Origin of the sequence: Streptococcus sp. HMSC056C01, from assembly GCF_001811305.1 — a bacterium.
Lineage (GTDB): Bacteria > Bacillota > Bacilli > Lactobacillales > Streptococcaceae > Streptococcus.
In genome coordinates this window covers 165,128-178,447 of record NZ_KV804207.1, presented here as the reverse complement: position 1 = coordinate 178,447, position 13,320 = coordinate 165,128, and the positions used below count along the sequence as shown (strand labels likewise).

General features: G+C 40.9%; 13 protein-coding genes. All 13 read left to right on the top strand.

Going from position 1 to position 13,320, the window contains the following annotated elements; all coding sequences use genetic code 11:
- Nucleotides 1-380, top strand: a 380-nt coding sequence (locus HMPREF2795_RS06905) for a single-stranded-DNA-specific exonuclease C-terminal domain-containing protein (RefSeq protein ID WP_186822902.1), incomplete at its 5' end; no start/stop codon positions are given.
- 134 nt (nt 381-514) lie between these two features.
- Nucleotides 515-799 (top strand): DUF2695 domain-containing protein, encoded by a 285-nt coding sequence (locus HMPREF2795_RS06900; protein ID WP_000359372.1) that lies wholly within the window; start codon nt 515-517, stop codon nt 797-799.
- A gap of 226 nt (nt 800-1,025) precedes the next feature.
- A complete protein-coding gene (locus HMPREF2795_RS06895; protein ID WP_075228527.1) occupies nt 1,026-2,687 on the top strand; it encodes a ribonuclease J in 1,662 nt (553 codons plus the stop codon).
- A gap of 65 nt (nt 2,688-2,752) precedes the next feature.
- Complete coding sequence (locus HMPREF2795_RS06890) at nt 2,753-3,532, top strand: alpha/beta hydrolase (protein ID WP_075228526.1); 780 nt, start codon at nt 2,753-2,755, stop codon at nt 3,530-3,532.
- Between the two features lie 106 nt (nt 3,533-3,638).
- Nucleotides 3,639-4,340 (top strand): matrixin family metalloprotease, encoded by a 702-nt coding sequence (locus HMPREF2795_RS06885; RefSeq protein WP_075228525.1) that lies wholly within the window; start codon nt 3,639-3,641, stop codon nt 4,338-4,340.
- A 70-nt stretch (nt 4,341-4,410) separates the two neighbouring features.
- The gene (gene uvrC / locus HMPREF2795_RS06880; protein WP_049508293.1) at nt 4,411-6,234 is read left to right on the top strand and encodes an excinuclease ABC subunit UvrC; all 1,824 of its coding nucleotides are present in this window, start codon (nt 4,411-4,413) and stop codon (nt 6,232-6,234) included.
- Nucleotides 6,235-6,305: 71 nt separating this feature from the next.
- Nucleotides 6,306-7,256 carry a 16S rRNA (cytosine(1402)-N(4))-methyltransferase RsmH gene (gene rsmH / locus HMPREF2795_RS06875; protein ID WP_075228524.1) on the top strand — a complete coding sequence of 317 codons (951 nt, stop codon included), beginning with the start codon at nt 6,306-6,308 and terminating at the stop codon, nt 7,254-7,256.
- Between the two features lie 9 nt (nt 7,257-7,265).
- Entirely contained in the window at nt 7,266-7,583 is a 318-nt protein-coding gene (gene ftsL / locus HMPREF2795_RS06870; protein WP_049508288.1) for a cell division protein FtsL, read from the top strand.
- Between the two features lie 3 nt (nt 7,584-7,586).
- Nucleotides 7,587-9,842 (top strand): penicillin-binding protein PBP2X, encoded by a 2,256-nt coding sequence (pbp2X, locus tag HMPREF2795_RS06865; RefSeq protein ID WP_075228523.1) that lies wholly within the window; start codon nt 7,587-7,589, stop codon nt 9,840-9,842.
- 1 nt (nt 9,843) lies between these two features.
- The gene (gene mraY / locus HMPREF2795_RS06860; RefSeq protein WP_075228522.1) at nt 9,844-10,824 is read left to right on the top strand and encodes a phospho-N-acetylmuramoyl-pentapeptide-transferase; all 981 of its coding nucleotides are present in this window, start codon (nt 9,844-9,846) and stop codon (nt 10,822-10,824) included.
- A gap of 129 nt (nt 10,825-10,953) precedes the next feature.
- A complete protein-coding gene (locus tag HMPREF2795_RS06855; RefSeq protein ID WP_025171302.1) occupies nt 10,954-11,481 on the top strand; it encodes an FUSC family protein in 528 nt (175 codons plus the stop codon).
- Between the two features lie 77 nt (nt 11,482-11,558).
- Entirely contained in the window at nt 11,559-11,915 is a 357-nt protein-coding gene (gene glnR, locus HMPREF2795_RS06850) for a transcriptional repressor GlnR (RefSeq protein WP_000659543.1), read from the top strand.
- A gap of 35 nt (nt 11,916-11,950) precedes the next feature.
- Nucleotides 11,951-13,297 (top strand): type I glutamate--ammonia ligase, encoded by a 1,347-nt coding sequence (gene glnA, locus HMPREF2795_RS06845; protein WP_075228521.1) that lies wholly within the window; start codon nt 11,951-11,953, stop codon nt 13,295-13,297.
- Nucleotides 13,298-13,320 lie beyond the last annotated feature (23 nt).

Sequence of the window (13,320 nt, the reverse complement as noted above, 5' to 3'; positions counted from 1 at the left end):
AATTTTCAGCTCTTTACTTTAAAAATGATATAGCCAAGGCTTACTATTTGACGGGATATGGAACGAGAGAGCAGTTTGCAAAATTGTATAAAACCATCTATCAGTTCCCAGAGTTTGATATTCGCTATAAACTCAAGGATTTGGCGGCCTATCTCAAGATTGAGCAAATTCTATTAGTTAAAATGATTCAGATATTTGAAGAGCTTGGCTTTGTGACCATTGAAAATGGTGTCATGAGGGTGAATAAAGAGGCTGAAAAGCGTGATATAGCTGAGAGTCAGATTTATCAAAAGCTGAAACAAACTGTCAAGGAGCAAGAAATAATGGCGCTTGGAACAGTCCAGGAAATCTATGATTTCTTAATGGAAAAAAGTGAATAGAGATAGAAAGAGTTGGCTTGCTGACTCTTTTTATATTCATGAATAAGCTCCAATTGGAGTCGGTTTTGTGTTATAATGAGGAAAGAGGACTAGTTGGCAGATAAACTGGTCAAAGGAAAGTCTAGAGGTGTCAAATGGATAAGCTGAAGAAAAAGAGATTACGAGCGGACTATAAAAAGCAAGAAAGACAAAAATTCGAAGAAAGTTTGCCCCTGTCAAGGGAGCTCTTTTTTGACTTGTTTGACTTTTTGGATGTAGAGCTTGAATATCAAGCTTGTCAGGAAGATTTTTTATTAACACAAACATTTCTAGAAGAGCACAATGTGGATGTCGAAACAGTTAGAGACTTTTTAGAAGCAAATGGAGCCTACTGTGACTGCGAAGTGTTATTCAATGTCGCGGAAAGATTTGAAGAGTGACAGGAAGCTAGTCAGAAAACATTCTTTTGAGGAGCTTGTAGTTCTCACTTGTTTGTGCATTTGAGAAGAGTTATTTATAGTTCTTTAACTGGAAACCTTCATTTTGAAAATTAGTAAAAAAATGGTATAATGAATGGAAAAGATTCGGCTGAAAGTGAATTGGACTTTCAGAAAAAGAGAGCATTTAAAGCTCTACAAACAGTTGAAGTGACTATTCGGAGGAAAAATGAATACTATTAAATTAACAACACTTGGGGGTGTACGTGAAAATGGTAAAAACATGTACATCGCAGAAATTAACGACTCGATTTTTGTATTAGATGCAGGTTTGAAATATCCTGAAAATGAACAGTTGGGTGTCGATGTCGTTATTCCAAATATGGACTATTTGTTTGAAAATAGCGACCGTATTGCTGGGGTTTTCTTAACACACGGGCATGCGGATGCGATTGGCGCCCTTCCTTATCTCCTGGCAGAAGCTAAGGTTCCTGTATTTGGATCAGAGTTGACCATCGAACTGGCTAAACTCTTTGTTAAGGGAAATGACAGCGTCAAGAAATTTGATGATTTCCATGTGATTGATGAAAATACAGAGATTGATTTTGGTGGAACGATAGTCTCCTTTTTCCGTACAACCCACTCTATTCCAGAAAGTTTGGGTGTGGTTTTGAAAACATCTGAAGGCAACATCGTCTATACAGGAGATTTCAAGTTTGACCAAACAGCTAGTGAATCATATGCCACTGACTTTGGACGTTTAGCCGAAATTGGTCGTGAAGGAGTCCTGGCTCTTCTAAGTGATTCTGCGAATGCAGATAGCAATATCCAAGTAGCCAGTGAAAATGAAGTTGGTGTAGAAATCACGCAAACCATCTCTGACTGGGATGGACGCATCATTGTTGCTGCAGTTGCAAGTAACCTTTCTCGTATCCAGCAGGTTTTTGACGCAGCTGCGGAGACAGGACGCCGTGTTGTCTTGACAGGATTTGACATTGAAAATATCGTCCGTACAGCGATTCGCTTGAAAAAATTGTCTCTAGCAAGTGAAAATCTTTTGATTAAGCCAAAAGATATGTCTCGTTTTGAAGATCACGAATTAATTATCCTTGAAACTGGACGCATGGGTGAACCCATTAACGGCCTACGCAAGATGTCTATTGGTCGTCACCGTTATGTTGAAATCAAAGAAGGTGACCTAGTTTATATCGTTACAACACCATCAATCGCCAAGGAAGCAGTGATGGCACGCGTGGAAAATATGGTCTACCAAGCAGGTGGAGTTGTCAAGCCAATTACTCATAGCTTGCGTGTGTCAGGACATGGGAATGCGCGTGATTTGCAATTGATGATCAATCTCTTGCAACCTAAATATCTCTTCCCAATCCAAGGAGAATACCGTGAGTTGGATGCCCATGCCAAGGCTGCTATGGCAGTTGGTATGTTGCCGGAACGGATTTTTATCCCTAAAAAGGGAACAACTATGTCTTATGAGCATGGAGATTTTGTCCCATCTGGTGCTGTTACTGCAGGAGATGTCTTGATTGATGGGAATGCCATCGGAGATGTCGGCAATGTCGTCCTTCGTGACCGTAAGGTCTTGTCAGAAGATGGGATTTTCATCGTGGCTATCACTGTTAACCGTCGTGAGAAAAAAATCATTGCTAGAGCTCGAGTGCACACGCGTGGATTTGTCTATCTCAAGAAGAGCCGTGATATCTTGCGCGAAAGTACAGAGCTAGTCAATCAAACAGTAGAAGACTATCTACAAGGTGAAGATTTTGACTGGGCTGAACTCAAAGGTAAGGTACGTGATCATTTGGCCAAGTTCCTCTTTGACCAAACCAAACGTCGCCCAGCTATCTTACCAGTAGTCATGGAAGCAAAATAGGATCAAATAGCAGGAGAAAGTCGAGTTTCGGCTTTTTCTTATCTTAAACGAATAAGGAGCAAGTTATGGCAGTAATGAAGATTGAGTATTACTCAGAAGTTTTAGATATGGAGTGGGGAGTGAATGTTCTCTACCCAGATGCGTCTCGGGTTGAGGAGCCAGATTCTACGGATATTCCTGTCCTCTATCTCTTACATGGGATGTCAGGAAATCATAATAGCTGGCTCAAACGGACCAATGTAGAGCGCTTGGTACGAGGGACTAATCTAATTGTTGTCATGCCAAATACAAGTAATGGCTGGTACACAGATACTCAGTATGGCTATAACTACTATACAGCTTTAGCAAAAGAACTGCCTAAAGTGCTCAAACGCTTCTTCCCTAATATGTCTAGCAAGCGTGAAAAGACTTTTATCGCTGGTCTATCAATGGGAGGCTACGGTTCCTTCAAATTGGCCCTATCAACCAATCGTTTCTCACATGCAGCTAGTCTTTCTGGGGCTCTTAGCTTCGAGGAGTTTTCTCCTGAAAGCCAGGATTTAGGGACGCGTGCCTACTGGCGAGGTGTTTTTGGTAAAGTTAATGATTGGGTGAATAGCCCTTACTCACTTGAAACACTCGCTAAAAAGTCTGATAAGAAAACCAAGCTCTGGGCTTGGTGTGGTGAACAAGATTTCTTGTATGCTGCCAATAATCTAGCAGTGAAGAATCTCAAGAAACTTGGTTTTGATGTGACCTATAGCCACAGTGCAGGGACCCATGAGTGGTATTATTGGGAAAAACAATTGGAACGGTTTTTGGCTACCTTGCCAATTGATTTTGTTTTGGAAGAACGCTTGTCTTAGTTTTAGTTTTCTTTCAGCTTACTCAAGTAAAATAAGGAATCTATCTTTAGAATGGGAATCCATGGTTTAAAGGTAGATTCTTATTTTTTTAGAAAGGCGGGAAATCATGTTCTGGATTATACGTGTTCTATGTCGATTGTTACTAGGAATTTGGCGCATGTTCTGGCGCCTTGTGTGGACTCTTGTAGTCTTAATTCTCATTGCTTTAGGGATTCTCTGGTATGTGACGGGAGATTTATCTGGTGTCTTCAATCAAGCGGGGCAACTTGTTCAAGTTGGTCAAGCAGGTTGGCATCAATGGCAAGAAACTGGTAAGTTGCAAGGCTTGTCTCAGACCGATCATCATCAAGATTCAGGAGTAAAATGGCCCCAAGCGCAGGCGACAATTTATATTGATCCCCAAATGGATGCAACCTTTCAAAAGGCTTACATTGAGGCTATTACCAATTGGAATCAGACTGGTGCTTTTAATTTTGTAGTTGTGACAGAACCTGACCAAGCAACTATTTTTGCGACTGAAATGAATGATGGTTCCACATCTGTTGCCGGTGAGGCGGAGAGCCAGACAAATCTCCTAACCAAACAATTTACTTCAGTAACAGTTCGTTTGAATCATTATTATCTATCTAATCCAAACTATGGCTATACCTATGATCGCATCTTGCATACAGCCGAGCATGAGTTAGGACATGCCATTGGCTTGGAACATACTAATGAAGTGTCAGTCATGCAACCAGCAGGTTCTTATTATGGTATTCAGGCTCAAGATGTTCAAGCAGTTCAAGAATTATATGAGTCTGGAGAATAAGTGATTTTTAAACGAAAAATAGAGCTCCCTGATGTAAGCAATGAGGGGAGCTTTTTGCTATAATGGAACTATGAATAACTTGATTAAATCAAAACTGGAGCTCTTGCCGACCAGCCCTGGTTGTTACATTCACAAAGATAAAAACGGTACGATTATCTATGTAGGAAAGGCTAAAAATCTGCGTAATCGCGTGAGGTCATACTTCCGCGGAAGTCATGATACCAAGACAGAAGCCTTGGTGTCTGAGATTGTAGATTTTGAGTTTATTGTCACGGAGTCCAATATTGAGGCGCTTCTTTTAGAGATTAACCTGATTAAGGAAAACAAGCCTAAGTACAATATCATGCTCAAGGATGACAAGTCTTATCCTTTTATTAAAATTACCAATGAGCGCTATCCTCGACTAATTATTACTCGTCAGGTCAAGAAAGACGGAGGTCTCTATTTTGGACCCTATCCGGATGTGGGGGCGGCCAATGAAATCAAGCGACTTCTGGATCGGATTTTCCCTTTTCGCAAGTGTACTAATCCACCATCGAAGGTTTGTTTTTATTACCATATCGGGCAGTGCGTGGCTCACACCATCTGTAAGAAAGACGAGGCTTATTTTAAAGCTATGGCCCAAGAAGTCTCTGATTTTCTTAAGGGACAGGATGACAAAATCATCGATGACCTCAAGGAAAAGATGAATGTGGCAGCTCAGAGTATGGAATTTGAGCGTGCAGCTGAATATCGAGATCTGATTCAGGCCATTGGAACCCTTCGGACCAAGCAACGAGTTATGGCCAAGGATCTCCAAAATCGCGATGTCTTTGGTTACTACGTGGATAAGGGTTGGATGTGCGTTCAGGTATTCTTTGTCCGCCAAGGTAAGCTCATTGAGCGTGATGTCAACCTTTTTCCTTACTACAATGATCCAGATGAAGATTTCCTGACTTACGTTGGGCAGTTTTATCAAGAAAAATCTCATCTGGTTCCCAATGAAATTTTGATTCCTCAGGATATTGATGACGAGGCTGTTAAGGCTTTGGTGGATACCAAGGTTCTCAAACCCCAACGTGGGGAGAAAAAACAACTGGTTAATCTCGCTATCAAAAATGCGCGTGTTAGTCTAGAGCAGAAATTTAACCTGCTAGAAAAATCAGTTGAAAAGACTCAAGGTGCCATTGAAAACTTGGGACGACTCTTACAAATTCCAACCCCAGTCCGCATCGAGTCCTTTGACAATTCCAATATCATGGGGACTAGTCCAGTTTCTGCCATGGTTGTTTTTGTCAATGGTAAACCGAGCAAGAAGGATTACCGCAAGTACAAGATTAAGACGGTGGTCGGACCAGATGACTATGCTAGTATGCGAGAGGTCATCCGCAGACGCTATGGGCGCGTCCAGCGTGATGGCTTGACCCCGCCAGATTTGATTGTCATTGATGGAGGGCAAGGTCAGGTAAATATTGCCAAGCAGGTTATTCAAGAAGAGTTAGGGTTAGATATTCCAATCGCAGGTCTGCAAAAAAATGATAAGCACCAAACCCATGAATTGCTCTTTGGAGATCCGCTTGAGGTGGTAGAGCTGTCTCGCAATTCTCAGGAATTTTTTCTCCTACAACGAATCCAAGATGAGGTCCATCGCTTTGCAATCACCTTCCACCGTCAACTTCGCTCTAAAAATTCCTTCTCCTCTCAATTGGATGGAATTGAAGGCCTGGGTCCAAAACGCAAGCAGAACTTGCTGAAATATTTCAAATCTCTGACAAAAATCAAGGAAGCCAGCTTGGATGAGATTGTCGCCGTTGGTATACCAAGAGCAGTGGCAGAAGCGGTTCATCACCACTTGAATCCTCAAGAACGAGTAGAACTAGCTCAGGTAGCAGAGCCACCTGCTGAATACAAGTGATAAAGTAGTAAGGAGAGGTTTTTGCTTTAGCGAGTGCAAGCTAGTCAGAATTGTGGTAAAATAGATAAGATATGACTAAAGAATTTCATCATGTAACGGTCATGCTCCATGAAACTATTGATATGCTAGATGTGAAACCTGATGGTATTTACGTTGATGCGACCTTGGGTGGAGCAGGCCATAGCGAGTATTTATTAAGTAAATTAAGTGAAAAGGGGCATCTCTATGCCTTTGACCAGGACCAGAATGCCATTGACAATGCCCAAAAACGTCTGGCACCTTATATCGAAAAAGGAATGGTTACCTTCATCAAGGACAACTTCCGTCATTTGCAGGCACGTTTGCAGGAAGCAGGTGTAGAAGAGATTGATGGCATTTGTTATGACTTGGGAGTTTCTAGCCCGCAGTTGGATCAGCGTGAACGAGGTTTTTCTTATAAAAAAGATGCGCCACTGGACATGCGGATGAACCAAGAGGCTAGTTTGACAGCTTATGAGGTTGTCAATCACTATGACTATCATGACTTGGTACGAATCTTTTTCAAATATGGAGAAGATAAGTTTTCCAAGCAGATTGCTCGGAAGATTGAACAGGCGCGTGAGTTGAAACCGATTGAGACAACGACTGAATTAGCAGAGATTATCAAGTCTGCTAAGCCTGCCAAGGAACTCAAGAAAAAAGGTCATCCGGCCAAGCAAATTTTCCAAGCCATCCGTATTGAGGTCAATGATGAATTAGGAGCTGCAGATGAGTCCATCCAACAAGCTATGGAATTACTAGCAGTGGACGGAAGAATCTCAGTCATCACTTTTCATTCGCTTGAAGATCGCTTGACTAAGCAGTTATTTAAGGAAGCTTCTACAGTTGAAGTTCCTAAAGGACTACCTTTCATCCCAGATGATCTCAAGCCCAAAATGGAATTGGTATCTCGGAAGCCGATTTTACCAAGCAAGGAAGAATTGGAAGCCAATAATCGTTCCCACTCAGCCAAGCTTCGAGTGGCAAGAAAAATTCACAAGTAAGAGGAAATAATGGCAGAAAACAGAGGAACAACGAGCCAATTGCTACAAGCTCGTATAAAAAAATTTTCACGTGTTGAAAAGGCCTTTTACTTTTCAATTGCCATCACAGCCCTTGTCTTAGCAATTAGTGTAGTCTATATGCAGACAAAACTTTTTCAGGTCCAGAGTGATTTGACAAGAGTCAATGCACAAATCGAGGAAAAAAAGACAGAGCTAGATGATGCCAAACAAGAAGTTAATGAATTGATCCGATCAGAACGTTTGACCGGAATTGCAAATTCTCAAGAGTTGCAATTGAATAATGAAAATATTCGATCGGCGGAGTAGTATATGAAAACCTGGAAAGAAAAAATAGTACACTTTGCCATTAAGAATCGCAAATCTCCCCTTGAAAACCGCAGACGAGTTGGGAAGAGCCTCAGTCTCTTGGCCGTCTTTCTATTTGCTGTTTTTTTGGTTAATTTTGCGGTGATTACTGGTACGGGGAAGAAGTTTGGTGTTGACCTGGTCAAAGAAGCCAGTAAGGTTCACCAAACGACTCTAACAGTTCCTGCTAAGAGGGGGACCATTTATGATCGTAATGGAACGCCAATTGCTGAGGATGCAACGTCCTATAATGTTTATGCTGTCATTGATAAAGACTATAAATCAGCTAATGGAGATGTTCTATATGTAGAGGAATCTCAGTACAATAAGGTAGCCGAAATTTTCCATAAGTACTTGGATATGGAGGAGACCTACGTAAAGGATCAACTCTCTCAACCAAATCTCAAACAGGTTTCCTTTGGTGCTAAAGGAAATGGGATTACCTACGCTAATATGATGTCCATTAAACAGGATTTGGAAACTGCTAAGGTTGAGGGTATTAATTTTACGACTAGTCCAAATAGAAGTTATCCAAATGGGAAATTTGCATCATCCTTTATTGGTTTAGCACAGTTACATGAAAATGAAGATGGCACGAAAAGTCTAATTGGGACATCTGGTATCGAGAGTTCCTTAAATAGTTTATTGGCAGGGACAGATGGTATTATTACATACGAAAAAGACCGTCTAGGTAATATTGTTCCTGGTACAGAACAAGTCACCCAACAGACCGTAAACGGGAAAGACGTCTATACGACCCTATCTAGTCCTTTGCAGTCCTTTATGGAAAGTCAAATGGATGCCTTTCAAGAGAAAGTAAAAGGCAAGTATATGACAGCAACCTTGGTCAGTGCTAAAACAGGGGAAATTCTTGCAACGACGCAGAGACCAACCTTCGATGCTGATACTAAGGAAGGGCTGACTAAGGACTTTGTTTGGCGTGATATCCTCTATCAAAGTAACTATGAGCCGGGGTCAACCATGAAGGTTATGACGCTCGCTGCTGCTATTGATAATAACACTTTCCCAGGAGGAGAAGTTTTCAATAGCAGTGAATTAAAAATAGCGGATGCGACGATTCGAGATTGGGATGTTAATGCTGGTTTGACTACTGGTAGGATGATGACTTTCTTACAAGGTTTCGCTCTCTCCAGTAATGTTGGAATGAGTCTACTTGAACAAAAAATGGGAGATGCTACTTGGTTGGATTATCTCAATCGCTTTAAGTTTGGGGTGCCGACGCGTTTTGGTCTGACTGATGAGTATTCAGGTCAATTGCCTGCAGATAATATTGTCGATATTGCCATGAGTGCATTTGGTCAGGGGATTTCTGTAACGCAGACCCAGATGCTACGTGCTTTTACAGCCATTGCGAATGACGGAGTTATGTTAGAACCAAAGTTTATTAGCGCCCTTTATGATCCAAATGATCAGTCAGTTCGGAAGTCGCAAAAAGAAGTTGTGGGTAATCCTGTTTCTAAAGAAACGGCTAGTTTGACTAGGGAAAACATGATTTTGGTTGGTACAGACCCTATTTATGGGACCATGTATAATCGTAATGATAATAAACCAGTAATTACTGTTCCTGGTCAGAATGTTTCTGTCAAATCTGGAACAGCTCAAATTGCCGATGAGCAAAACGGAGGATATTTAGTTGGGAAAACCAATTATATCTTTTCTGTAGTAACCATGCATCCTTCTGAAAATCCTGATTTTATTCTTTACGTAACAGTTCAACAGCCAGAACACTTTTCTACACCTTGGTTTGGAGAATTTGCTAATCCTATTCTTGAACGAGCTTCTGCTATGAAAGAATCTCTTAATCTTCAGTCTACAGCTAAAAATCTGGATCAAGTTACAACAACAACTAGTTATGCAATGCCAGCGACCAAGGACTATAGTCCGGGAGATATGGCAGAGGAACTGAGACGCAATCTTGTTCAACCAATCGTTATCGGTTCAGGAACAAAAATCAAGGACAGTTCAGTGGCAGAAGGAACAAATCTAGACGCTAATGAGCAAATCTTACTCCTTTCAGACAAGGTAGAAGAGATGCCTGACTTATATGGCTGGTCTAAGAAAAATGTTGAAACCTTTGCCAAATGGTTGAATCTTGAAGTTGAGTTTGAAGGCACAGGAGAAACTGTTAAAAAGCAAAGTGTTCGTTCTAATACAGCTTTAAAAGATTTACAGAAAATAAAAATAACATTAGGAGATTAGAATGCTTATTTCTATCTTTGCTGGAGTGATTGCCTTTATTCTAACAGTCATAGGAATTCCAGCCTTTATCCGTTTTTACCATAAAGCACAGATTACCGGTCAACAGATGCATGAGGATGTCAAACAACACCAAGCAAAAGCTGGGACACCAACAATGGGAGGACTCGTCTTTCTCCTAGCAGGAGTTTTAGTTAGTCTGGTCCTTGCTCTCGTGACTAATCAATTAACCAATAATGTCGGAATGATCCTCTTTGTCCTGGTCTTATATGGTTTGGTCGGTTTCTTGGATGATTTCCTCAAGGTTTTCCGCAAAATCAATGAAGGACTTAATCCTAAACAGAAGCTCTTGCTTCAGTTGGTCGGAGGAGTTATCTTCTATTTCTTCTATGAAAGAGGAGGAGATATCTTAAATGTATTTGGTTTTCCCTTGCATTTAGGTGTTCTTTATATTCTCTTTGCCCTCTTCTGGTTGGTCGGTTTTTCAAATGCAGTTAATCTGACTGACGGAATCGATGGCTTGGCAAGTATTTCTGTGGTGATTAGCCTATCTGCCTATGGAGTGATTGCCTATGTGCAAAATCAGCTCGATATCTTACTAGTGATTGTAGCTATGATTGGTGGTCTTCTTGGCTTCTTTGTCTTTAACCACAAGCCTGCTAAAGTTTTCATGGGAGATGTAGGTAGCCTAGCCCTTGGAGGGATGTTGGCGGCTATTTCCATGGCACTGCACCAAGAATGGACGCTGCTTTTGATTGGTCTAGTGTATGTCTTTGAAACAACATCTGTTATGATGCAAGTCACCTACTTTAAGTTGACTGGAGGAAAACGTATCTTCCGTATGACACCAGTTCACCATCATTTTGAGTTGGGGGGCTTTTCTGGGAAAGGCCAAGCTTGGAGTGAGTGGAAGGTCGACTTCTTTTTCTGGGGAGTGGGCTTATTCGCTAGTCTCTTGACTTTGGCTTTCATGTATTTGTTCTAAAAAGAGAGTGTGGAATCATCAGATAGAGAAGGATTAAGTTCCTTCTCTTTTCTATTTCCATCAGTTTATTGCATCCCCTTCTCAAAAATAGGTAAATTTATGGTAAAATGGAAATAGAAAGTTGAAATGATGAGTTATTTTAAAAAGTATAGATTTGACAAATCCAAGTTTAAGTTAGGGATGCGAACTTTCAAGACAGGGATCGCTGTTTTTTTAGTTCTCATGATTTTTGGTTTTTTTGGTTGGAAAGGACTTCAGATTGGAGCCTTGACTGCAGTTTTTAGTTTAAGAGAAGACTTTGACAAGAGTGTTCATTTTGGTACTTCTCGTATTCTCGGAAATAGTATCGGTGGTTTTTATGCCCTGATTTTCTTTCTCTTAAATAATCTTTTTCATGGCGCCTTCTGGGTAACTCTCCTTGTTGTTCCAATTTGTACCATGTTAACCATTATGACAAATGTTGCTATGAACAATAAAGCAGGTGTTATCGGTGGAGTTGCGGCTATGTTGATTATTACCTTATCAATTCCAAACGGTGAGACAGTTTTGTACGTGTTTGCTCGAGTTTTTGAAACCTTTATGGGTGTTTTTGTAGCAATTCTTGTAAATTACGATATTGATCGTTTACGGAGCATTTTACTGAAAAAAACAAAATAATGTCACAAGATATAACATTATTGATTGACGATTGAATTTTTTTAGACTATAATAGACAGAAAGAAGAGGAAGTGCACATGAAGGAAAAAGAATTTCGTCGCAATATGGCAGTTTTCCCTATTGGTAGTGTTATGAAGCTGACCGATCTTTCGGCGCGTCAAATTCGTTATTATGAAGATCAGGAGTTGATAAAACCTGATCGAAACGAAGGTAATCGCCGGATGTATTCTTTAAATGACATGGATCGGTTGCTTGAGATTAAAGATTATATCTCTGAAGGTCTGAACATTGCTGCCATCAAGAAAAAATATGCTGAACGTGAGGCGAAGTCTAAAAAGCCAGTGAGTCAAACTGAAGTACGAAGAGCGCTTCGGAATGAAGTTCTCCAGCAAAGTCGCTTCGCTTCTCAACAATCACCTTTTGGTCGCGGTTAGGCAACCGCAAGTCGTCATATATAAGGAGAAAAACCATGTCAATCACAGCTGCAGATATTCGTCGTGAAGTTAAGGAAAAAAATGTAACCTTTATCCGTCTCATGTTTTCAGATATTTTGGGAACGATGAAAAACGTCGAAATTCCTGCTACAGATGAACAACTAGACAAGGTCTTGTCAAATAAGGCTATGTTTGATGGATCTTCTATTGAAGGGTTTGTTCGTATCAACGAATCAGATATGTACCTCTACCCTGACTTGGACACTTGGACAGTCTTTCCTTGGGGAGATGAGAACGGTAGTGTCGCAGGATTGATCTGTGATGTCTATACAACAGAAGGGGAACCATTTGCAGGAGATCCTCGTGGGAACCTCAAACGTGCTCTTCGTCACATGGAAGAAGTTGGATTTAAATCTTTCAACCTTGGACCAGAGCCAGAATTCTTCCTATTTAAGCTTGATGAAAATGGAGATCCAACTCTTGAGGTAAATGACAAGGGTGGTTACTTTGATTTGGCGCCTACAGACCTTGCTGACAATACTCGTCGTGAGATTGTTAACGTCTTGACCAAAATGGGATTTGAAGTTGAAGCAAGTCACCACGAAGTTGCTGTAGGTCAACATGAGATTGACTTTAAGTACGATGAAGTTCTTCGTGCTTGTGATAAGATTCAAATCTTTAAACTAGTTGTAAAAACAATTGCCCGTAAACATGGTTTGTATGCAACCTTTATGGCTAAACCTAAATTTGGTATCGCTGGTTCAGGAATGCACTGCAATATGTCCTTGTTTGATGCTGAAGGAAACAATGCCTTCTTTGATCCAAATGATCCAAAAGGAATGCAATTGTCAGAAACTGCTTACTACTTCCTTGGTGGTTTGATCAAACATGCCTACAACTATACAGCTATCATGAACCCAACCGTTAACTCATACAAACGTTTGGTGCCAGGCTACGAAGCCCCTGTTTACATCGCTTGGGCAGGTCGCAATCGTTCACCGCTTGTCCGCGTACCAGCATCACGCGGAATGGGAACACGTTTGGAGTTGCGTTCCGTGGATCCAATGGCAAACCCTTATATTGCTATGGCTGTTCTTTTAGAAGTTGGTTTGAACGGTATCGAAAACAAAATCGAAGCACCAGCACCAATCGAAGAAAACATCTACATTATGACTGCTGAAGAGCGTAAAGAGGCTGGCATCACAGACCTTCCATCAACTCTTCACAATGCTTTGAAAGCTTTGACAGAAGACGAAGTGGTTAAAGCAGCCCTAGGTGAGCACATCTATACTAGCTTCCTTGAAGCCAAACGTATCGAGTGGGCAAGCTACGCTACCTTTGTTTCACAATGGGAAATTGATAACTACCTAGATCTTTACTAATGATAAATCAGAAAGATTGTCCG

Bases quoted from the DNA above. Each gene is read 5' to 3' on its own strand.
- HMPREF2795_RS06900 (WP_000359372.1), top strand. From the start codon at position 515: ATGGATAAGCTGAAGAAAAAGAGATTACGAGCGGACTATAAAAAGCAA.
- HMPREF2795_RS06895 (WP_075228527.1), top strand. From the start codon at position 1,026: ATGAATACTATTAAATTAACAACACTTGGGGGTGTACGTGAAAATGGT.
- HMPREF2795_RS06890 (WP_075228526.1), top strand. From the start codon at position 2,753: ATGGCAGTAATGAAGATTGAGTATTACTCAGAAGTTTTAGATATGGAG.
- HMPREF2795_RS06885 (WP_075228525.1), top strand. From the start codon at position 3,639: ATGTTCTGGATTATACGTGTTCTATGTCGATTGTTACTAGGAATTTGG.
- uvrC (WP_049508293.1), top strand. From the start codon at position 4,411: ATGAATAACTTGATTAAATCAAAACTGGAGCTCTTGCCGACCAGCCCT.
- rsmH (WP_075228524.1), top strand. From the start codon at position 6,306: ATGACTAAAGAATTTCATCATGTAACGGTCATGCTCCATGAAACTATT.
- ftsL (WP_049508288.1), top strand. From the start codon at position 7,266: ATGGCAGAAAACAGAGGAACAACGAGCCAATTGCTACAAGCTCGTATA.
- pbp2X (WP_075228523.1), top strand. From the start codon at position 7,587: ATGAAAACCTGGAAAGAAAAAATAGTACACTTTGCCATTAAGAATCGC.
- mraY (WP_075228522.1), top strand. From the start codon at position 9,844: ATGCTTATTTCTATCTTTGCTGGAGTGATTGCCTTTATTCTAACAGTC.
- HMPREF2795_RS06855 (WP_025171302.1), top strand. From the start codon at position 10,954: ATGAGTTATTTTAAAAAGTATAGATTTGACAAATCCAAGTTTAAGTTA.
- glnR (WP_000659543.1), top strand. From the start codon at position 11,559: ATGAAGGAAAAAGAATTTCGTCGCAATATGGCAGTTTTCCCTATTGGT.
- glnA (WP_075228521.1), top strand. From the start codon at position 11,951: ATGTCAATCACAGCTGCAGATATTCGTCGTGAAGTTAAGGAAAAAAAT.